Genomic DNA, 21,259 nt, shown 5'->3' with positions numbered 1-21,259 from the left:
AGTTAAATAAATTGAAAAAAATGAAGTTTTGTTATATTATATCTGTTTTATTACTGAATAAACGCAACTTACAAATATAATCATTTTACAATAGTTGGGTCGGCTTTACTTAATTTATCACGGATTATTCATAATTTATTTTTTGTGATAACTATTAAACGATGCAAACTTACTATTATTTTAAGGATTTCAAAAAATATGGAAAAGTTAAAAAACACTTTTATTATATTTTATTTTTAATAATGATATATATTACAACAGGGATTCCCATAATTGCCGTTACGGAATTAATAGGTAAAGTTCCGCTGTGTGCAGGAAGTTGTGAAATTATATCGCTTATAAGTATTAAAATTGCACCTATTACGGCTGAGCCCGGAATTAAAAATTTATGATCGGCAGTTTTAAAAAGCATTCGAGTAATATGAGGAACAATTATACCGATAAATCCTATCGGTCCGCAAAATGCGGTAACCGAGCCTGCTAATATTCCCGTACTTGTAAATATCAGTATTCTTGCAGCTGTCAAGTTCAGCCCTGAGCTTTTTGCATAGTTTTCGCCAAGTAATAAAATGTTTAAAATTCTGTATGAAAAGATTGTAATTAATAACCCGATCATTACGGAAGGTAAAAGAACAATTAACTGATTATTTGTAACTCCGCTTAAACTTCCCATTGTCCAAACAATAAAAGTTTTTAATTGTGCTTGGTCTCCGAAGTATTGTAAAATACTGACCAAAGCACTTACTGCACTTCCGAATAAAACACCTATTATTAAAATTGTCATTACATCTTTTACACGAAGCGATACGATAAAAATTAATATTAAAACCAAGCCGGCACCTGTCCAAGCCGATATGCTTGTAAACCAACTCATTCCGATACCGGAGTTAAACATAAAAGGTATAGGACTTAATAATAATAAAGCTACTCCTAAGCTTGCACCCGAACTTATGCCGAGAACATAAGGACCTGCAAGAGGGTTTCTGAAAATTGTTTGCATTTGGAGTCCTGCAACAGATAAAGCAAATCCTGCAATAATTGCGGTAATTACTTTCGGGATTCTAAATTCTGTAATAATTGTTTTATACTCAGGCTTAATTGTATTTCCGGAAAAAAAACTGAAAAAATCTTTAACAGGAATGGAAACTGAACCTATTAAAATATCAGCAATAATGAAAACAATTAAAATGATAACAGAAAAAGTAAGCAACAAAGATTTATTACGCATATAACTCTTTTTCTTATTTTATGATTGAGGCGAGAAAAGGAAATTTGAAAATAAATAATATGCGACCAAAAAAACTATTGCAAGAAATATCCAAAATAAAATACCTTTTCCCGTAATGCCGTCTTTTTCTTTAACGTACAGGTCACTTCTTGATTTGCGATTATGATGCTTGCCGTAATTTTCAAGAAATTCTTTATCACTTATTCTTTTTTGTTTTCCCATATTATTTTTTCAGTTTTTTTATTTTATCTATGACCTTATTAAAATAAATGCTTTTAATACTTGCAACAGACTGATATTGTTGATAGTAATCTAATGCGTCTTTTTTAAGTCCTAATTTTTCATAGCATTCACCTATTCGAAACAGCACATTATAACTGTCTTTATCTAATTCATATACTTTTTTAAAATCTTTTAATGCCTCATTATATTTGCCTGACAGAAATAAGCAATCTCCTCTGTTCCATAGAGAACGAGAGTTCTTATTGTTGAGCAAAAATGCTGTATTGTATAATTCTATTGCTTCTTTGTATCGTTTTTGTTTTTGATAAATATATCCTTTGTTGTTGTATGCTAAATCGTATTTAGGGTAAATTTCTATAACTTTATCATAATATAAAATTGCAGAATCATTTTCATTTAAGTAACTGTATGTAAGCCCGAGATTAACTAAACCGTATTTATGCTCAGGTTCTATATTTAACAGTTTAGTATAATAATATTTTGCCCGATTGAAGCTGTCAAGATTAAAAGCTAAATAACCGGCTTTAAACCATGCATCTGAATATAACGAGTCGTATTTTACTGCTGTTTCAACAGATTGCAGAGCAACCTCTAACTGCTTGTTTTGTTCATAGCACAAAGATAAATAATAATATGGCTTTGCATTTTCAGAATTAAGCTCCGTTGAGAAGAATAAATCATTAATAGCTTCACTGTAATAGCCTTGTTCATATTCAACTATTCCTTTATCAAGATATGCTTTGTCATTTTTTGCATCTAAGTCAATAGCTGTATTTAAATACTCAAGTGCATTATAGTAATCTTCCTGCATTAAATAGGTATGACCAATATAATAATTGCTTTCACTGTTATCATTTTCGTCAAGTGCGTCAAAGAAAGCATCTAAAGCACTGTCGTATTCTTCTGCTTCCAAGTAATATTTACCCGTTTCTATATTTGTTTTCTCAGGTGCTTCGCTTTCGGTTTTCGGGGTGTTTAATTTTTGAATAAGAAAATCAAAATCAAAAATTTTCTCATATCCGTTTTTTTTACCGGTTGTATAAAAGGCTGTTAAGTATGCGAAGAAAACGGTCAATAAAAAAAGTATAAATTTTTTCATCCGATGAATAAAAATAAGGTTAAAAAAAGTAATTTAACAAATATAAGAAAGTCTGAGCAGAATAGGAAGGAATAAAAAAGTTTTATTTTGAAATTTTCTGTTTTTTCTTGTTAACAAGAAAAATGCCTGCAAATATTAAAAACATAAATAACATTTGTACTATAGTGATTACTTCTCCGTCAAAAATTCCCCAAAAAATAGCAAAAACGGGTATAATGTATGTTGTTAATGAAGCAAAAACAACATCAACATAATCCATAAGCAAATAAAATAAAGTAACTGAAACAGCAGAGCCTCCCAAAGCCAATAAAACAATATATCCTAAGTTTTCAAGATAATCAGGTGTAGCAGTTGCACTTGAAAAGTCTGAAAACAATAAATATACTCCGGAAACCGGACCTATAATCATAAAAGCAAAAACAGTAATGCTTACTCCGTCAATTTCTGCCAAATTATATTTAATTTCATTAATACTAAAGGCATAAAAAACAACGGCAAGGAATATATATAAAGAATAATTGTTATTTCCGGTAAAATCAGAGTCTCCGGATAATACAATTCCGATTGTGCCGAGTAAGCCGATTACAATGCCTAAAATTCTGTGTTTTTCTGTTTTTATTCCGTAAAAAAGTGCCCCTATAATCAATGCAATAATAGGAAACATTGTATTCAGCATTCCGCTTAACGAACTGCTTATTTCTGTTTGAGCTAAAGCAAATAAAATTGCAGGCAACAGATTTCCGATAAATGCAACAATCAGCAGAGACTTAATATGCTTCTTTGGAAATTTCTTAAATCGTTTGATAAATAAAGGTAAGAGAAAAAGAAAAGCAAAGAAAATACGCAAAGTTCCTACCTGAATTGATGAGAATGACTCTAAACTGCGTTTCATTAAAATAAAAGATGCTCCCCAAATAAAGGAAACAAAAAGCAGTAAAGCCCATTGCCAAAAACGCTTATGTAAATTAAAAAACTTCATATTTGTAACAGTCGGCGAATATAGAATTATTTATCTGTTTGTTATTTGTTTCGTAAGTAGATTTTTTTTAAAATATTCGATAAAAATTATGACAAATTAAACTATAGTATCTAATTTTATATAGATTATTCATATACATTATGAAAAAGAAACCCTCAATAATTACCGAATTTATAAATCGTTTTAAAGAGTACGATGAAAACCGAAAAGTAATTTCTTATTATGCAATGCGTCGAAATATCGGCATTCTGGGAATGGCTTTGCCTTTTGTGTTAATTGTCGGGTCGGTTATTTTTTATAAATGTAATGTGTTGCAAATATCAATAAGTCAATACTATCATACAGGAATGAGAGATTTTCTTGTCGGAATTTTGTCGTTTGTTGCAATGTTTTTATTTGCATACAGAGGTCATTCAAAAGTTGACAGAATTGCCGGAGTTATTGCCGGAACGGGAGCTTTGGGTGTTGCATTTTTTCCGCCTGAGATTATAGAAGTTGCAAAGTTGTGCAATGTTGAGTGTGTAAAATCAAACGAATGGAAAACTATTGTTCATTTGCTGTCTGCATTATTGTTTTTTGTTACATTGTCATTCATTTCAATATTTTTATTTACAAGAACATACAGAGGCAAAGGTTCTGTTATGTCAAAAGAAAAAATTAACAGAAACAGAATCTACAGAATAAGCGGAATTTTAATTCTGCTGTGTTTATTATTCATTATTTTATATCGTGAATTTTTAATGGGAAAATATTCGTTTATTGATGAATTGAAACCGATGTTTTGGTTAGAAACCGTTGCTTTATTTGCATTCGGAACATCTTGGTTGGTAAAAGGGCAAGTAATATTTAAAGATAAAGTACCAAAATAAATTGCTAAAGTCTTATTTACATAAGAAATTGATTGAAGCAGGTTGCGATGAAGCCGGCAGAGGTTGTCTTGCAGGACCGGTTTATGCTGCTGCCGTAATTTTCCCGAAAAATTATAAAAATAAATTGCTGAATGATTCTAAAAAACTTTCAGAAAAACAAAGATATATTTTAAGGGAGCAAATTATAAAAGAATCTGTTGAATGGGCAGTTGCATCGGTTAATAACGAAGAAATTGATAAAATAAATATTTTAAACGCATCAATAAAAGCAATGCAACTTGCAATAGGTAAATTGAAGAATATTCCCGAGCACATACTTATTGACGGAAACCGTTTTAAACCATATAAAAACATTCCGCATACATGTATTATTAAAGGTGACGGAAAATTTTTGTCGATTGCTGCGGCTTCTGTTTTGGCAAAAACATTTCGAGATGATTATATGATTGAGATTCATAAAGAATACCCTTTTTATGATTGGGAAAACAATAAAGCATACCCGACAAAGAAACATCGGCAAGGTATTGTTGAACACGGCATTACAAAATATCACAGAAAAAGTTTCAGGCTTCTTCCTTGTTCCGGATGTGATAAAAAAGCTAAATAAATGACTTAAATAAGTCTGAATCAAAACCGCTGTTAAATTCAGCATTTTTTACTATTTGACCCGATGAATAGTTTATGTAACCTTTAATAAACTTATGATGCAGGGTGTAAGTTTTTTCGTTAAACTCATCTTCATAAACAGGTTTTTCCGACAATACCTCTTCAACTTTTAACTCTTTTTTGCCTGCATTATTAACAAGTTGATTGTATTTTGAGTGCAATTTTTTTTGAATTGAAATAACGACAACAAATTTCCCGAACGGTTTTCTTATAAGATGATTATAATTTATGTCGATTTTGTCGTTTTTAATTAATGTTGTTGTTTTATCAAATGATGTTTGGTATCTAAAACCTTCTTTTAATATTTTATCTGCTGTTTCTTTTTCGGAAGTATAATGAAGAAATATTAGTTCATTTTTTTCGTTTTCAAAAATGAAGTTTTGAATATCCGGATTTAAAAACATGTCGTTTTCATGTGAATGAAAATCTGTTTCACCTAAATATGCTCTGAATTTACCGATTAAAAAATCCAATTTCGTAAAATCACCTTCACCGCTAAATATTTTTTCTTTCGCATTAATCAAAAAATAATTGTAATCTGAAACCTTTTTAGATTCTGATAATCCGTTCAAGTGCTTATAATTTGCAGAACTAAAATCAACAAATAACCTCCAGCCCAAGTTGTTCTTATTTTCAATTTTTACGGTGATATCTTCTTTATAATGTTCAATTACGTGCTTAGAATACCACTTTTCAAACCATTTGAAATTTTCCATTTTATTAAATTTAATGAAATTTACGATAATTCTCAGAATTTTGATAAATAATTCGGATTACAAAATAAAAAGTTTTTTACAACCGTACTAAAAAATTAAGAGTATCAATATTGTCGGCATAATCCCAAAGCATCGGTTTTTGGCTTTTGCCGAACGGTATTGCATCCGAAATTATTTTGCTGTCGGCAACAATACATTGAATTTTGTTTTTTTCAAGTTCAAGCCTTTGTTTTACGGTTTCTATTTTAGAATAATATTCATAATACACAACAGAAACAGGCGATGCCAAATTTACATCTTCCTTCATCAGCATTACTCCGTTGTCTTTAAACTCGATTAAATTCATCATGTAAATTGCTCTGTTATAATCGTAATTATTTGCGTATTTATTGTGGTTTATTATTTCTTTATGTTTTAATGAATTTTTGAATATGTTGTCTAAATTGTAGTTGTCGGGTAAAAATAATTTAGATACAGATCGGCATCCTAAACCGAAATGCAGAAAAATATCATCAGACAGAAGTTGTAATTCTTTGTCTGTTTCGTTTCCTGTTAAAACGGCAACCGAATTTCTGTTTTTTCGAATAATATGCGGGTATTTTCCGAAATAGTATTCAAAATATCTTGCAGAATTATTACTTCCGGTAGCAATTACGGCATCAAAGTTTTCTAATTTATTTTCAGAAATCCGGATATAGTTTTTAAAATTAGGCTCAATTTCAATTAGCAGATTAATTATTTCCGGTAATAATTTATCATTTTTTGAAGACAGCTTACCTTTAAACTTGTGTCCGCTTATAAGTACCGATAAAAAGTCGTGAAATCCGACTAACGGAATATTCCCGGCAGTTATTACGCCTATTGTTTTTGCGTCTTTTTCAGCTTGTAAGTCAGGATATTTTTCAGTCCACGTTTCAAGATTTTTTTGGTTTAAAGATTGTCCGATTTCTGTCAGAGCATATTCCAAATTGCTTTCGGTAAACCAAGGGTTGTGTTTTTTTTGTTTTAGTTTTTCTTTATTTTCAATTATAGCCTTTCCGAGGTTTGAGAAAGCATTTATTTTTTGTTGTAAATTCATTAAAATAACTGTATTTATACAAAAGGTTTATACGGAATTGTAAAGTAAAAAGTTGAGCCTTCGTCTTTTTCTGATATTGCCCATATTTTGCCTCCGAGAAGTTCTGTACAGGCTTTTGATATTGCCAAACCTAATCCCGTTCCTCCGAATTTTTTTGTTGTTGTTTCGTCTGCTTGTCGGAAACGTTCAAATATAATAGGTAATTGTTCTTGGCTTATTCCTATTCCTGTATCTTTAATCGAAAACAGCAGTTCGTTGTCAGATTGTTTTGTGTATGCAATATTTATTGAACCCGACATTGTAAATTTAATTGCATTACCCGTAAGGTTTATTAAAATTTGCCGGAGCCTTGTTGTGTCTGTTAATATTATATCTTCTCCTTTTTCTAAACCCAAACTTTTTGTTATTTTTAAGTTTGTTTTATGATCTTTATGCAAAGACAGTTCAAAGAAAGTAACCATCTCTTCTATAAAATGATTTAAGTTGCATTTTGATTCTTCAATTTTAAGCTGGTTAGATTCAAGTTTTGAAATGTCAATGATATCGTTTATCAGTTCTAATAAATGTTTTCCGCTGTTTTCAATTATTTTTATGTATTCTGCTTGTTTCTCGTCTAATTTTGTCCCTGTTAGTATTTCCGTAAATCCAAGAATTGCATTCATTGGTGTTCTTATTTCATGCGACATATTTGCAAGAAAGGTAGATTTAAGTTTATCACTTTCTTCTGCCTTTTTTTTCGCCTTTTCTAACTCCTCTTTCTGTTTCGATAAAATGTCGGAATGTTTTTTCAGTTGAATATTTTTTTCATCTGCATCATCTGCATGGTCTGATATTTCTTTAATTGCAGTATGTATTATGTTAGTATATAAATAGCTGAAAATAAATATAAGAAGTATAACAAATATATATACACTTAACCCAAATTTAAGTTCACTAATAATTTCAGGAGGGAAATCATCTTTTTTGTATATAAATGCCGTAATTGATGTTGCTATTACTAATACTGTATTTAACCCTAAAACAAATCTTGACGCAAACATTGCCGTAAAAAGAAGAAAAGACAAAAGAATGTAAAACTCATCAACAAAGAAGTTAAAAGCAGCAGCACCTGAGAAGTTTAAAAAAACAGAAAGAATCTCAACCAAAATTATAATTATTGCAAGACTGTTTTCTACGATTTGTTGATTGCCTCTTTTTATAAAAAATAATGATAAAAGAATCAGAAATACAAAAGATGCTTGCACGGGCAAAGAACTGCAGTTTCCGGATACACCTGTTTTAATCATAAAAGCTATCAACAAAAGTAAGCCTGACAACAGAAACAATAAAAATGATTTTGTTCTTATGCTTTCTATATTAGAATTAAATTTGTACGCTTTTAAAAAGTACTTTAATATTGATTTCATTGTTTTGTCAGGCTATAAAGCTTTTGTATCAATTACTTATTTTAAACCTCAAATATATAAAAATATAACAAAATATTTATACAAAAACTGTCTTATTGACATAATTTACTTATTTGTATTGTTTTTGTGTATAATTATCTGTAATTAAAACAAAAATAATGCTGTATAAAAAATTCAGAACAATATATAAGAAAATATGCAATTACATAACCGAAAAAAAACTTGCAGACGCATTTTTATTAATTGAAGAAAACATTAGCCGGACCAATAATCTTGAGTTAATTCATAACTTTGAAAAACAAAAAGAAACGTATGGTTATTTGTTAGAATATACTTTTAAAGGAATCGACGATCCGCAAAAACCGGCTATATACAAACGTATTCAAACTGTTTTGGAGGAAACGGCAGAGCAATTGAACGATTATTATTTTTTGAACGATACAAATAACAGGCTAAGTGCAGAGAAAAGAGTATTAAATGTTGATATTATTAAAAATAAGACTACTGTTGAAAGTGAGATTAACCAATTATTAAGTATTAAGAAAGGTGCCGAAAATAATGAAAGAAAGTCTGCTTTGTATAAACTCTTCTTTTTTATTTGGCTGAGTAACGGCATTACTGACAACGATTTAGATTCGCTTCGAAAACTTTCTCGTTCAAAAAAAATATTATTTCATGAAAAAAGTATTATTGTAAGTGCTCTCACAATAAGCTTAATAAGAAGGTTTGACGAAAAAAAATTGATTTCTTTATTTGATTTTTACGATGCTGATGAAAATGCAGTTTGGAACAGAGCATTAGTTGGGATTGTTATTTCTTTTTATGTGTATAATAAAAGAATGTATTTGCACGATGATTTAATAAAAAAGTTAAAACAAATAAAAAAAGATGACGGAATTGAAAAACATATTGAAGATATTATTTTGCAATTTATCAGAACAAAAGAAACTGAGAAAATTTCAAAAAAATTAAGAGATGAAATTATTCCTGAGATGCAGAAGTTCAGACCGAAAATTGAAGAAAAACTGAATTTAGACGATATTCTTTCCGATAACTTAATAGAAGATAAAAACCCTGACTGGGAAGAACTTTTTGATGATGCTCCCGAATTACTCGGGAAAATGGCAGACTTTTCAAAAATGCAATTAGAAGGTTCCGATGTTTTTATGAGTGCGTTTGCAATGTTTAAAAACTTCCCTTTTTTCAAGCAACCGGCAAATTGGTTTATGCCGTTTTATGCCGAAAACGAAGAAGTAAAAAACGCATTTTCAGATTTTGACGAAAACTTTGATGCAGAAGCTTTTGCAAAAGGTTTGGAACGTTCCGCTTTTATGTGCAATTCTGATAAATATTCGTTTTGCATGAATGTTCAAATGATGCCGAAAGCTCAAAGAAGTATGATCGTAGAATTGTTTAAAACAGAGATGCAGCAAATGAAAGAAATAAGTGATGATGACGAGTTACTGAACAAAGGAAAGAAAGACAAACAAATTTTCACAAGATATATTCAAGATTTATATCGTTTTTTTAAACTGCACCCTTTACACAAAGAGTTTGATGATTTTTTTGATTCAAGTTTTGATATTTATAATACTTTACTTTTTGATACGATAATTAAAGATAACAAGACTCTGAAAATAATTTCGGAACTTTATTTTAAAAAAGGATTTTATAACGAAGCAATTGACGCACTTTCTAAATTAAAACTAAAAGGAAAAGCTGCTCAAAAGAATTTTGAAAAACTCGGGTTTGCCTGGCAAAAATTAAAAAATTACGATAAAGCATCTGAACATTATAAAAAAGCTGAATTATTCGGAGAAGCATCTTTATGGCTTACAAAAAAGATAGCCTTTTGTTACCGTAAAAATCGTAATTATGAAGAAGCATTAAAATATTATCAAAAAGCAGAAAAAGAAGAAGATAATAATTTACATATCCAAGCAAATATCGGGCATTGTTATTTATCGATGGAAAACCACGAAGAAGCATTGAAAAAATATTTTAAAGTGGAATATTATGAGCCTGATAATCTTATGGTTAAGCGACCGATAGCTTGGTGCTCTTTTGTTTTAGGAAAGTTTGATATTTCTGTGAAATACTATAGTAAATTGTTGGAGAATAAACCGACCGTTTTTGATTATATTAATTTTGGTCATGTTTTATTTTGTAAAGGCGATAAGATGAAAGCTGTTGAAATGTATTTAAAGGCAATTAAAATGAAAGATTTAAAAACATTTGAAAACAGTATCAAAGAAGATAAAGAAATGTTATTGAAACACGGTTCGGAACAAACCGATATTGATTTATTAATGGATTATGTTAAAACTAAAATGTTACAATAAGCTTTGAAACTTTAAATTTAGAGTCTTAAAGTTTAATCTTTCAACCTGTAACAGATTAAACTTTCAGAAATAGCAATCTCAATAATATCTAAAAGTATAAAATCAATCAGAATTTTTTCAGCATAAGCTTTTTCAATTTCAGCAAGTTTTATGAATTTTGAAAAAGTAACGTAATCATTTTCAGTTAAATATTTTAAAATATACTTTTCTGCCTCATTATAATGAATTTTTACGCCTGCCTCGTTTTTTTCTTGCTCCCACACTTTTAGTAATAAACCGTTAGCTAACAAGTTTTGGTCATTTACTCGCACAAAGGCTTTCATTCTACCTTTTTCATCCGGAGCACTATGAGGTCTGATATTACTTTTATTAATTATCACTTCCAAAACCTGTTTCCCTTCTATTGAATGCTTAACGGTTTCAAATTCTACTTTTGGTTGTGTGTATAATTCAGATGCAGCTTCAATCATGTAATATTCTTCTTCGCTTTTTACTCCTGCAATTTTTCCGTTATCTTTTACTCCTATCAATAATTTCCCTCCGTCGGTATTTGCAAAAGCCGACAGAGAGCGAGCAATTTTTTTGGAATCGTTTACGGCAAATTTAAAGTCTAACTTTTGGTGTTCACCTTCTTCAATCAATCTTATTATAGGATGTTTTTGCATTTTTAATCCGATCAATAAAAAAACAAATGAACATAAAAGCTATTTTTCAAAAATCAATTCTCTGAGTTTATTCATAACTTCTCCTGCTTTTCCGGGTAAGAAGATGTCTGTTATTTCTTCCGTAAAAGCAGTTCTTTCCGGATTTATTTCAATAATTGTTGCACCGTTTTGTTTTGCTTTAACAGGAATTGATGCTGCAGGTTGCACTAAGCCTGTTGTTCCTATTAAAAGAAACACATCTGCTTTTTCAGCTTCGGCAAAAGAATTTTTATATGCATCTTGCGGAATTCCCTCTCCGAAGAAAATAAAATCAGGTTTTAATAAAGCTTCGCAAACACTACATTTTGGCGGAAGTTTTTCTAAATTTATTTGTTCTGCTTTGTACTTTTTTGAACATTTTGTACAAAGCATTACTTTTGAGTTCCCGTGAAATTCAAAAACAGTTTTACTTCCGGCCTCAAAATGTAAGTTGTCAATATTTTGTGTAATAATTGCTTTTAGCTGAGCTTTTTTTTCCATTTCTGCAAGAGCAAAATGGGCAGCATTAGGTTTTGCATTACCGAAATATTCATAGAAAATTTTTCTGATAGTTTCCCATGCCTCTTTCGGATTATTATAAAAATAGTTCAATTCAAGGACTTTTGTGTCGTATTTTGTCCATAATCCGCCTTCGCCTCTGTATGAGGGTATTCCGCTTTCAACAGAGATGCCGGCACCCGTAAAGGCTGTTATATGTTTAGCTTTGCTGAGAACTTCAACAGCTTTTTCAAGATTTATTTCTAAAATATCCAGCATTTTTCTGTGAATTAACTGATGAATAATTTATTTCTTAATATATATTGTTCCTTTTTTTTCAAATTTATTGACAATATCACCAAGAATGCCTTCATGTTTGCCGACTATCAGAGCTCCGCCGGTAAATAATGAATCATAAAAAAGCTTGAAAATCTTATTTTGAAGATGATGATTAAAATAAATCAATACATTTCGGCAAAAAATTATGTTATATTTTACTGCAAAGGGATTTGTTAAAGCTGTTAAATCATGCTTTTTATATTGAACTTTGTTCAGTAAGTTAGATTTAACCTTAATTAAATTCCTGTTTCTTGATATTTTAAAATAATCATTAATATCATACTCATTTGATGAGTCGTATGTTTCATTAAAATTGTTAATATACTCATCAATTTCTCGATATTTATATTTTCCTGCCTCAGCTACGTCTAAAACATCAGTATTCAAATCAGAAGCATAAACTCTTGCTTTTTCAAATAATCCGTGTTGTTTCAAAAGAATAAGCATCGTGTAAACTTCTTGTCCTGTTGATGAGCCTGCATGCCAAATATTTATACGAAGTTCATCTTTTAGGGAAGGTATAATTTCTTGCTTTATTTTTTTCCATATTTCAGGATCCCTAAAAATTTCAGTTGTATTAACGGTTATATGTTTTACTGTTTGTTCAAGAAAAACACTGTTTTCAGAAACTTTTTTTATTAATCCGTGAATATCAGTTTTGTTATCTGCAATAATCTTTTGTATTCTTCTTGTAAATGATTTAATCGAATACTCCGAAAAGTTATAGTCAGACTTACTTTGTATAGCATTAATAAACAATTGTATGTCTTTTGGATCAATATCTGTCATAATTTGGTTTCCAAAATTATAAAATATCTTTAAAAAAATGAATTTTAAAATGTATTTCTGAAATAATTTTATGTATTAAACAGATTTTAATTTAAACCGAAATTGTCTGAAATTGTTAAAAATCTTGAATAAAATTGTTATGTCTGTGGTTTAAACTTTTTTAATTATAAAATTTCTGATTATTTTTGTCACTGAGAAACTTAACTATGGCAGAAAAAATATATAAATATAAGTCATTAAAAATATTTTCATCATCCGAATGGATGGTTGATTCTACAAAAAAATACCGTCGGGTTTATGATAAATCTGAGATTACCTATTTAAGAACAGAACTGTCATTCTATAATAAAAAATTTGATGAGGAAGACTGGAAAACAAAGATAACGATTAAAGCTTTTGATATTTCCGAAAAGAAAAGAAAAGAGATATGTAGCTTAGACAAAAACATTACAGTTAAAAAAACTGACAATATTGTTAACGTTTATGAAAGTTGGGGTGTAGAAACTCCCGGAGGATATTGGAAAGCCGGAAAATATATTTGCGAAGCATATATAGATGATAAAAAAATAGGGACTCAGGAATTTTTTATATACGATGTAGGTATTGTAACACAGGAGGATAACCCGTATTTTGATATTGTTACTTTAAAGTTGTACGAAGGAGGGTTTGACGGATGGAATCAAAAAGACAGGAAATATCTGAAAGAATTCAGTAAAAGTAAAGCTCGATATATTTGGATTGAATTTTCAATAAAAGTAAAAACAAATAAAGCGTTTAACTTAGAATACTTTATTAACTTCTACGATGATGCAGGGCAATACAAAGCAAAAGTTGATACATTAAAAGAAGTCGAAAACGGAAACAAAGACAAAATATTAACTTTTGAAAGAGGCTGGGGGAATACGGCACCCGGTTCTTGGAAAGATGATAAATATTCAGTTGAGCTTGTTTTTATGGATACCTTGGTTGCATCGGCAACTTTTACTATGGGCGAAAATGATGTTGAAGGCGAGTTAACAGTTTCAAAAACATCAAGAACTGACGGAGATGCAATTATCGGAGAAGAAACAGAAACATTAGAGGATTTATTAAAGAACTTCAACAGTTTAATAGGTTTAAATACAATAAAGCAAAAAGTTAAAGATCACATAACATATATTGATTTCTTAAAGCTGAGAAAAGAAAGAGGATTTAAAGATACGGAAGATATAAGTCTTCACAGTGTTTTTACCGGAAACCCCGGAACAGGAAAAACAACTGTTGTTAAATTACTCGGAAAAATATATCAGAAAAAAGGTTTACTGTCAAAAGGGCATGTGCATGAAGTTGACAGAGCAGAACTTGTCGGGGAATTTATCGGACAAACAGCACCTAAAGTAAAAGATGCAATAAAAGAAGCAAGAGGAGGAATCTTATTTATTGATGAGGCTTATATGTTGGTTCGTTCTAAAGAGGATAAAAAAGATTTCGGAAAAGAAGTTATTGAAGTTCTTGTAAAAGAAATGAGCGACGGAGAAGGAGATATTGCAATAATGATGGCAGGTTACCCGAAAGAAACAATGTTTATGATTAATTCTAACCCCGGGTTAAAATCCAGAATAAAATATTTCTTTCATTTTGATGATTATACCCCCGATGAATTGCATGAAATAGCATATTATGCAGCCGATAAACGGAACATTAAATTGACAGATGATGCTGCAGAATTGTTAAAGAAAATTTTAACCGAAGCATACAGAAACAGAGATCATACATTCGGGAATGCACGTTTTGCGTATTCTCTTATTGACGAAGGTAAAATGAATATGGGACTCCGGGTAATGAGAAATGCTGAAATTGACCTTCTTACCGAAGATGAATTATCAACTGTAACTCCGGAGGACATTAATAAAATTGAAAGCGTAAAATCAAAAAGTATTGTTAAAATCCCTATAGATAATGAATTGCTCAAAGAAGCATTAGACGAGATGAATTCTTTAGTAGGAATGAATGATATTAAAACCGAAGTTAATGAACTTATTAAATTAGTTAAATTCTATAAAGAAACAGGAAAAGATGTTCTTAACAAGTTCTCTTTACATGCGATTTTCAGCGGAAATCCCGGAACCGGTAAAACAACTTTAGCAAGAATATTCGGTAAAATTTATAAAGCCCTCGGTTTGTTGGAAAGAGGTCATATTATCGAAACCGGAAAAGATGGTTTAGTTGCCGGTTATGTCGGTCAAACAGCATTAAAAACTAAAGAGAAAATTGACAAGGCACTCGGAGGTGTTCTTTTTATAGACGAAGCCTATGCTCTTGCCGGTACAGGACAATATAACTACGGAAATGAAGCTATTGAAGTTATCTTGAAAAATATGGAAGATAACAGAGGAAAATTTGCCGTAATTGTTGCAGGCTATCCCGGAAATATGGAAACATTCCTAAAAATGAACCCGGGTTTAAAATCAAGATTTGATAAAACATTAGTTTTTAAAGACTATAAACCCGAAACTTTATACGAAATTTTATTGCAAATGCTTGTAGGTGAAGATTTAACGCCCGATAAAAAAGCAGAAAAACATTTAAAAGAATATATTAAAAAACTTTATAACAGAAGAGATAAATATTTCGGAAATGCAAGAACTGTCAGAAAAATTGTTGAAGAATCAATAAGAAAACAAAATTTAAGAATGGCATCTGTTCCTGCAAGAGAAAGAACAAAAGAAGCCTTAAAAACAATAATAACAGAAGATGTGATTAATATTGAAGTAAATAAAGCATTAGGCTTATCCGATAATATAGGTTTTTAATAATTAAATTATTATATTTATCGAAAATTTGTTGTAAATCATTCATTTATGAAGCAACTTAAAATCACTAAGCAAGTTACAAACCGAGAATCATTGTCTCTGGATAAATACCTGCATGAGATTAGTAAGTATGAATTGATTACAGCAGAAGAAGAAGCTAAATTAGCAGAGAAAATAAGAAAAGATGATTTTAATGCACTTGACAGACTCATTAAAGCAAATTTAAGATTTGTAGTTTCCGTTGCTAAACAATATCAAAACCAAGGATTAACTTTACCCGACCTTATTAATGAAGGAAATATAGGACTTATAAAAGCAGCAAAAAGATTTGACGAAACCAAAGGGTTTAAATTTATTTCTTATGCAGTGTGGTGGATTAGACAATCTATTTTACAATCACTTGCCGAACATTCAAGAATTGTCCGCTTGCCGCTGAATAAAATAACAACAGCAAATAAAGTAAACAGAACATTTTATGAGCTTCTGCAAAGATACCACAGAGAACCGTCAATAAAAGAAATTGCGGACGAACTGAGAATTGCCCCTAAAGATGTACAAAAAGTAATAGCAGGTAATAATAAAAACATTTCAATGGATGCTCCCATCAATGATGATGAGAAAATGAATTTGTACAACATAATTATCAATGACAGTTCAGATTCGCCTGAAAAAGAAATGATCAAGCAGTCCTTAACCGCAGAATTGAAAAGAGTATTAGCAACATTGCCGTATCGAGAAGCAGAAATTATTAAACAATATTACGGTATTGAAATGCAACACCCTCTTACCCTTGAAGAAATAGGCTTAAATTTTGACATTACAAGAGAACGTGTAAGACAACTTAAAAGCCGCACTTTAAAAATTCTTAAAAGGAAAAGCAAAATCTTAAAAAAATATCTGTAAAATTTTTATAACTTTGAAAATCTAAATTATTCAAAAATAAATTAGTGTAATTAATAAATAAATCTTTGAAATTTGGTATAATGTTTATACTTTCAAAGCCGAAACGAAAAATAATATTATTAAAAATCTAAAATTAAACTAAAAAAAATATGGGATTATTCAGTAAACTTAAAGGTGAATTAATTGATATCATTGAATGGTTAGATGACAGTAATGATACAATTTCATGGAGATATGACAGATACGGCAATGAAATAAAAAACGGAGCACAACTGACAGTAAGAGAGTCACAAGTTGCCGTTTTTATTAACGAAGGTAAATTAGCAGATGTTTTTCCTCCGGGAAGATATGAATTAACAACACAAAACCTTCCCATACTTTCAACATTAAAAGGATGGGTACACGGATTTAACAGCCCTTTTAAAGCAGAAGTATATTTTTTAAATACTAAAAGGTTTACAAATCAGAAATGGGGAACACCCAACATCTTTTATTTAAGAGATGCCGATTTCGGACGTGTAAGTTTAAGAGCATTCGGAACTTACACAATGAAAGTTGCAGACCCGGTTAAATTTATTCAGGAAGTTGCCGGAACCAGCGGAGATTTCTCTACAAGTGAAATAAGCTCAGAATTAAGAAGTTTGATTGTAACACAATTTATTGATGCAATAGGAGAGAGTAAAATTCCTTTGCTTGATATGGCTCAGAATTATAAAGACATATCTGTTTTCTGCCAAAAAGCTCTGGGGGACGAATTTTTAGAATACGGTATTGAAATTACAAAATTTTTAGTGTCAAGTATAAGTTTGCCTGAGGCACTTCAAGCAAAACTTGATGAAGGAACAGGAATGAATATGCTGGGCGATATGAATAAATATGCTCAAATGAAAGCTGCCGACTCTATGGAAAAAGCTGCCGGAAATACCGGAACGGGAGGAGGAATGGAAGGAATGATGGGAATGGCAATGATGCAACAGATGATGAATCAAAATAATATGATGCAGAATCAACAAACACAACAAAATCAACAGTCTGCTCCGCCGCCCCCACCTGTTATACAATATTTTGTTTCAGTAAACGGGCAGCAACAAGGACCTTTTAATACCGAAGTATTACAACAAATGATAGCACAAGGGCAACTTAAAAAAGAAACATTTGTTTGGAAGCAAGGAATGGCAGGCTGGAAAGCTGCCGGTGAAGTTCCCGAAGTTTCAGGTTTATTCGGAGGAACTCCTCCTCCGCCACCGCCTCCTCCGATGTAGGGCGTGTTTTTTTGTCGGATTTTGATATAAAAAAAAGCGTCTGATTTTTTCAGACGCTTTTTTGTTATCTTGAAATTTACTCAATTATCAATTTCCTGAGAAAACTTTTGTTTAAATTTGAAATTTTAAGAAAATATATTCCTCCGGAAATATCGGAAACATCTATTTCATGAATTTTGTTATTTCCGGGTTGAATATTTCTTATTTCTTTCCCTTCTATATTTATTATTTCTATTTTATTAATTGTTTCCCTATTTTCAATATAGAAAAAATGTGATGCAGGATTAGGATAAATTAAGATAGATTCGGACATTGATATATGACCGTTAATATCTAAAATAAATTTGTCGGATATACTTGCACCTTTTAAGTCTGTTGCTGTTACAGAAACTTCAAAGCTCTCAATATTTGACGGTGTTCCTGAAAAAGTTCTTGTGTCAGAATTGAAACTAAGCCATTCCGGCAAGGGATTTCCGTTTGTCAAATTTGCCGAATAAGATAAAATATCTCCGGCATCAATATCTGAAAAAACGTTTTCGGCAAAAGAATAGTTAAATAATTCATTTGTGTAGGTTTCTTGGTCTGACAATTCGCTTTGCATAATCGGAGCATCGTTTGTGTTAGCTACCGTTATTGTAAAAGTTTGGTCAATATCAACAGTTCCGTCGTTAACTCTCAGTATAACATTGTAAGTTCCTACATCTTCATTCAGCGGAGTTCCGGATAAAATACCTGTTGCTTCATCAAAACTTAACCATGCGGGAATTTCAACTGCTGATAAAGTTAAAATGTCAGGAACGGGGTCTTCATCTGTTGCTGTGAATGTGTATGTATATTGAATATCTTCTGTTGCTGATTCAACAGCTGTTGAAGTAATAACCGGAGCATCGTTTGTATTTACAACAGTTATTGTAAATGCTTGAATTGTTTCGTCAAGTTCATCTTTTACTTTTACCGATACATTAAATATTCCTACATCTTCATTTAACGGAGTTCCTGAAAATTCACCTGTTGAGGCATTAAAATTTAACCAAGCGGGTTTTTCAATAAACTCATAAGTTAAAACATTCCATTCATTCTCATCAGTTGCCGAAAGTGTGTATGTATAAACTTCATCCTCATTAACGCTTGTTACGGGAGCAGAAGTAAACACAGGTGCAAAGTTTATAACTTCGTGATAAAACCAGGCATAAGATTCAGGGGTTATTTGCACATGATCTTGGTTTTCATTTGGGTAGTACAACTTATCAAAAGGCGTAGTAAGTGTATTTATGTTATTATTAATATTGAAATACGGATCAACAGTGTTTTGAATGCACATTGAGCTTATAACAGGAATAAAACTGTGAGAATTATGAAATGCTATAATGTCACCGTAACCTCCGGTATCAGTTTGGTCTAATTCTAAAAATGTATTTCGTTTTCCTCCGGGAGCTCCGTCGTAGGGAAGTGTATTGTTTACATAAATATCTTCGTAAGAATCGGGAAGTGGCCAAATTTTATTTAATGCACCTTGAAATATCCTTTGATATGATTGGTTCGGAACAGCCCAAATATTTCCCTCAATGTCAACCAAAAAACTTGCGTAAGAATATTTAACAACTTGGTCTCCCGGTCCGAACCCTTGATTTGCACTATATCCGCTTCCGTTTGCTATTGCAACAATTCTGGTTTGTTCGGGAAATCCCATAGCATTTAATTCGTTATAGAATGTTGAATATAAACCGTTGCTGTTTGCAGTATTTCCTACTGTTGCAGTGTAGTGATAAATTAGCATTTGCTTTGCTGCAGGTCCTGATAGTGCTACTTTTGCATCAATAGCTCCTTGCACATCGCCTTCGTCTGCAAAAAACCTTACCCAATGTTGTAATCCGAGAGGAATGCTTGCTCCTTTCATCGGAGAGTCAAATGCAACCCAGTTTCTGACGTTGTGGTTTTGTCCGTTTTGCTCCATGTTCCTTATTGCATATCTGGTTATTAAACCTCCCATACTGGGACCTATAACAACAATTTGGTTTGCATCTTTCATGGTTCCTGCTGCTGTCATTCTTGTATTAATTTCTTGAATAACTTTTTTAACAAGTAGTGCATTTCTTTGTATGTAATCATCTCCGCCAAAGAAATTTACGATAATAAAATCATAACCTTCGGCAATTAAATTATCCGCCATGTTTTGTTGATTTGCAATATCCCATAATCCTGCAATATCTCTTGTATCTCCGGGGTCAAATCCGTCAACAATTATTACGGGTCTTGTAAAATCAGTATTACCGCTACCGAAAAACACACCGACTTCTCCTTGTGCAAATACTCCGAGATAGGACTCATTTGCTGTGTAGTTTGACCATGTTTCGCTCGGAGCGGGCATTTTAGGAGAACTTATTTTTATTTTAAATTTTGAAACATAAGAAGTGCCGTTCTCAAAATTTGCCTTTATATGTATTATTTTATCTCCTTCTTCAGTATATTTAATTTTTACTTTTTCGTTTAAATAAACTTTCCTGAAAGAATTGCCGTTATCAAAATCAATATCGAGATATGTTATTTTATTTTCTGAGTTTGAATAATAATATTCTTTTGAAAAATCAAAAACAGGCGTTAATCCTGTATATTGTTTAGAAATAATTACAGATGTTGCAAAAACATGATGTGTATCGTAAATGTTACCTTTTTCGGCAAAATATTTATTGTTTTTAATTGTAACCAAACCTGATTTAACGGCATTTTCTTTAAATTCATTGTATGAATAATTTATTATACCTACAGGAAATATATTTTGTCTTATTTTCGATTTAGTTTCCTGTTTTACAGATTGGTAGTCCCTTATATTTTTAATTAATGATGAGTAATAAAGCTCAGAATAAATATCTCTCCATTTTACAGGATTAAGTATTTGTATTTTTGAAGTACCGTTATAATTTTTTATTTGTGAAACCGGAATCTTCACTTTGTTGTATAGTAATCCTGTTGATATTTTAGTCTTATCTAATTCTGAAAACGGGTCATTTTTAGTTTGAGAGTTTACATTGAAAAAACTGAAAAGAAATAAAGTTATAACAGCTGTGGAGGTAAAAAATCTTTGCATATTAAAAGTTTTTGTGTTTTACAACAGGCAAATATATTAATATTCTGAAAATATGCAAGAAAACGTATATGTGATTATTTAAAATACTGCACATATATAACAAAAATCACGTATTAACGGTAATAGCAATTATTTGTTTATATTCTTGACTTTTATATATAATATCTAAAAGAATAAGTGTACGGTAATTAAATACAAAAAAACTGTAAAGAAATAAAATACAAGTATTGGAAACTTCTATAATTTTTATATTTTTGCGTGCAATTTTTTGCAATTAAACAA

General features: G+C 30.8%; 17 protein-coding genes. 6 read left to right on the top strand and 11 right to left on the bottom strand.

The window, feature by feature from the left end; translation table 11 throughout:
• Positions 1-223: 223 nt before the first annotated feature.
• From L3J35_07020 to L3J35_07005, 4 genes are all read right to left on the bottom strand, one after another.
• On the bottom strand, positions 224-1,228 hold the full coding sequence (locus L3J35_07020) for an iron ABC transporter permease (protein MCF6365941.1): 1,005 nt from the start codon (positions 1,226-1,228) through the stop codon (positions 224-226).
• Positions 1,229-1,246: 18 nt separating this feature from the next.
• Positions 1,247-1,450: a hypothetical protein gene (locus tag L3J35_07015; protein ID MCF6365940.1), complete on the bottom strand. Its 204-nt coding sequence runs from the start codon at positions 1,448-1,450 to the stop codon at positions 1,247-1,249.
• A gap of 1 nt (position 1,451) precedes the next feature.
• Positions 1,452-2,570: a tetratricopeptide repeat protein gene (locus L3J35_07010; protein ID MCF6365939.1), complete on the bottom strand. Its 1,119-nt coding sequence runs from the start codon at positions 2,568-2,570 to the stop codon at positions 1,452-1,454.
• Between the two features lie 82 nt (positions 2,571-2,652).
• Positions 2,653-3,549 carry a DMT family transporter gene (locus L3J35_07005; GenBank protein MCF6365938.1) on the bottom strand — a complete coding sequence of 299 codons (897 nt, stop codon included), beginning with the start codon at positions 3,547-3,549 and terminating at the stop codon, positions 2,653-2,655.
• Positions 3,550-3,689: 140 nt separating this feature from the next.
• Between L3J35_07005 and L3J35_07000 the strand changes: the two genes are divergently transcribed.
• Together L3J35_07000 and L3J35_06995 are read left to right on the top strand one after the other, a co-directional pair.
• Positions 3,690-4,418 carry a hypothetical protein gene (locus tag L3J35_07000; protein ID MCF6365937.1) on the top strand — a complete coding sequence of 243 codons (729 nt, stop codon included), beginning with the start codon at positions 3,690-3,692 and terminating at the stop codon, positions 4,416-4,418.
• Between the two features lies 1 nt (position 4,419).
• Positions 4,420-5,025: a ribonuclease HII gene (locus tag L3J35_06995; GenBank protein ID MCF6365936.1), complete on the top strand. Its 606-nt coding sequence runs from the start codon at positions 4,420-4,422 to the stop codon at positions 5,023-5,025.
• On the opposite strand, the gene L3J35_06990 is transcribed toward L3J35_06995, so the two are convergent.
• The 3 genes from L3J35_06990 to L3J35_06980 all read right to left on the bottom strand — a co-directional run bounded on the left by L3J35_06990 (position 5,018) and on the right by L3J35_06980 (position 8,284).
• Complete coding sequence (locus L3J35_06990; protein MCF6365935.1) at positions 5,018-5,800, bottom strand: immunity 53 family protein; 783 nt, start codon at positions 5,798-5,800, stop codon at positions 5,018-5,020. The genes L3J35_06995 and L3J35_06990 overlap by 8 nt on opposite strands.
• A gap of 76 nt (positions 5,801-5,876) precedes the next feature.
• Positions 5,877-6,878 (bottom strand): hypothetical protein, encoded by a 1,002-nt coding sequence (locus tag L3J35_06985; protein MCF6365934.1) that lies wholly within the window; start codon positions 6,876-6,878, stop codon positions 5,877-5,879.
• A 14-nt stretch (positions 6,879-6,892) separates the two neighbouring features.
• Positions 6,893-8,284, bottom strand: coding sequence for an ATP-binding protein (locus L3J35_06980; GenBank protein ID MCF6365933.1), 1,392 nt, complete (start codon positions 8,282-8,284; stop codon positions 6,893-6,895).
• Positions 8,285-8,442: 158 nt separating this feature from the next.
• Here L3J35_06980 and L3J35_06975 point away from each other — a divergent pair, with 158 nt between their 5' ends.
• A complete protein-coding gene (locus tag L3J35_06975; protein MCF6365932.1) occupies positions 8,443-10,626 on the top strand; it encodes a tetratricopeptide repeat protein in 2,184 nt (727 codons plus the stop codon).
• Positions 10,627-10,658: 32 nt separating this feature from the next.
• Here L3J35_06975 and L3J35_06970 read toward each other — a convergent pair whose 3' ends face one another.
• From L3J35_06970 to L3J35_06960, 3 genes are read right to left on the bottom strand one after another with little or no spacing between them, the layout of a single operon-like run.
• Entirely contained in the window at positions 10,659-11,291 is a 633-nt protein-coding gene (locus tag L3J35_06970; GenBank protein ID MCF6365931.1) for an ATP-binding protein, read from the bottom strand.
• Positions 11,292-11,330: 39 nt separating this feature from the next.
• Positions 11,331-12,086: an NAD-dependent deacylase gene (locus tag L3J35_06965; GenBank protein ID MCF6365930.1), complete on the bottom strand. Its 756-nt coding sequence runs from the start codon at positions 12,084-12,086 to the stop codon at positions 11,331-11,333.
• 27 nt (positions 12,087-12,113) lie between these two features.
• On the bottom strand, positions 12,114-12,935 hold the full coding sequence (locus L3J35_06960; protein MCF6365929.1) for a hypothetical protein: 822 nt from the start codon (positions 12,933-12,935) through the stop codon (positions 12,114-12,116).
• A gap of 206 nt (positions 12,936-13,141) precedes the next feature.
• On the opposite strand from L3J35_06960, the gene L3J35_06955 reads away from it, so the two are divergent.
• From L3J35_06955 to L3J35_06945, 3 genes are all read left to right on the top strand, one after another.
• Positions 13,142-15,727, top strand: a complete 2,586-nt coding sequence (locus L3J35_06955) for an AAA family ATPase (protein ID MCF6365928.1) — start codon at positions 13,142-13,144, stop codon at positions 15,725-15,727.
• Positions 15,728-15,775: 48 nt separating this feature from the next.
• Positions 15,776-16,630, top strand: coding sequence for an RNA polymerase sigma factor RpoD/SigA (locus tag L3J35_06950; protein ID MCF6365927.1), 855 nt, complete (start codon positions 15,776-15,778; stop codon positions 16,628-16,630).
• Between the two features lie 149 nt (positions 16,631-16,779).
• Positions 16,780-17,892 (top strand): SPFH domain-containing protein, encoded by a 1,113-nt coding sequence (locus tag L3J35_06945; protein MCF6365926.1) that lies wholly within the window; start codon positions 16,780-16,782, stop codon positions 17,890-17,892.
• Positions 17,893-17,968: 76 nt separating this feature from the next.
• Here L3J35_06945 and L3J35_06940 read toward each other — a convergent pair whose 3' ends face one another.
• Positions 17,969-20,977, bottom strand: coding sequence for a putative Ig domain-containing protein (locus tag L3J35_06940; GenBank protein ID MCF6365925.1), 3,009 nt, complete (start codon positions 20,975-20,977; stop codon positions 17,969-17,971).
• Positions 20,978-21,259: the final 282 nt, after the last annotated feature.

It is taken from the genome of Bacteroidales bacterium (genome assembly GCA_021648725.1).
Lineage (GTDB): Bacteria > Bacteroidota > Bacteroidia > Bacteroidales > JAADGE01 > JAADGE01.
The sequence above is the reverse complement of the archived record's forward strand: the minus strand, read 5'-3'. Positions and strand labels throughout refer to the sequence as shown.

Bases quoted from the DNA above. Each gene is read 5' to 3' on its own strand.
- L3J35_07020 (MCF6365941.1), bottom strand. From the start codon at position 1,228: ATGCGTAATAAATCTTTGTTGCTTACTTTTTCTGTTATCATTTTAATT.
- L3J35_07015 (MCF6365940.1), bottom strand. From the start codon at position 1,450: ATGGGAAAACAAAAAAGAATAAGTGATAAAGAATTTCTTGAAAATTAC.
- L3J35_06985 (MCF6365934.1), bottom strand. From the start codon at position 6,878: ATGAATTTACAACAAAAAATAAATGCTTTCTCAAACCTCGGAAAGGCT.
- L3J35_06965 (MCF6365930.1), bottom strand. From the start codon at position 12,086: ATGCTGGATATTTTAGAAATAAATCTTGAAAAAGCTGTTGAAGTTCTC.
- L3J35_06970 (MCF6365931.1), bottom strand. From the start codon at position 11,291: ATGCAAAAACATCCTATAATAAGATTGATTGAAGAAGGTGAACACCAA.
- L3J35_06950 (MCF6365927.1), top strand. From the start codon at position 15,776: ATGAAGCAACTTAAAATCACTAAGCAAGTTACAAACCGAGAATCATTG.
- L3J35_07005 (MCF6365938.1), bottom strand. From the start codon at position 3,549: ATGAAGTTTTTTAATTTACATAAGCGTTTTTGGCAATGGGCTTTACTG.
- L3J35_06975 (MCF6365932.1), top strand. From the start codon at position 8,443: ATGCTGTATAAAAAATTCAGAACAATATATAAGAAAATATGCAATTAC.
- L3J35_07010 (MCF6365939.1), bottom strand. From the start codon at position 2,570: ATGAAAAAATTTATACTTTTTTTATTGACCGTTTTCTTCGCATACTTA.
- L3J35_06955 (MCF6365928.1), top strand. From the start codon at position 13,142: ATGGCAGAAAAAATATATAAATATAAGTCATTAAAAATATTTTCATCA.
- L3J35_06980 (MCF6365933.1), bottom strand. From the start codon at position 8,284: ATGAAATCAATATTAAAGTACTTTTTAAAAGCGTACAAATTTAATTCT.
- L3J35_07000 (MCF6365937.1), top strand. From the start codon at position 3,690: ATGAAAAAGAAACCCTCAATAATTACCGAATTTATAAATCGTTTTAAA.
- L3J35_06945 (MCF6365926.1), top strand. From the start codon at position 16,780: ATGGGATTATTCAGTAAACTTAAAGGTGAATTAATTGATATCATTGAA.
- L3J35_06940 (MCF6365925.1), bottom strand. From the start codon at position 20,977: ATGCAAAGATTTTTTACCTCCACAGCTGTTATAACTTTATTTCTTTTC.
- L3J35_06960 (MCF6365929.1), bottom strand. From the start codon at position 12,935: ATGACAGATATTGATCCAAAAGACATACAATTGTTTATTAATGCTATA.
- L3J35_06990 (MCF6365935.1), bottom strand. From the start codon at position 5,800: ATGGAAAATTTCAAATGGTTTGAAAAGTGGTATTCTAAGCACGTAATT.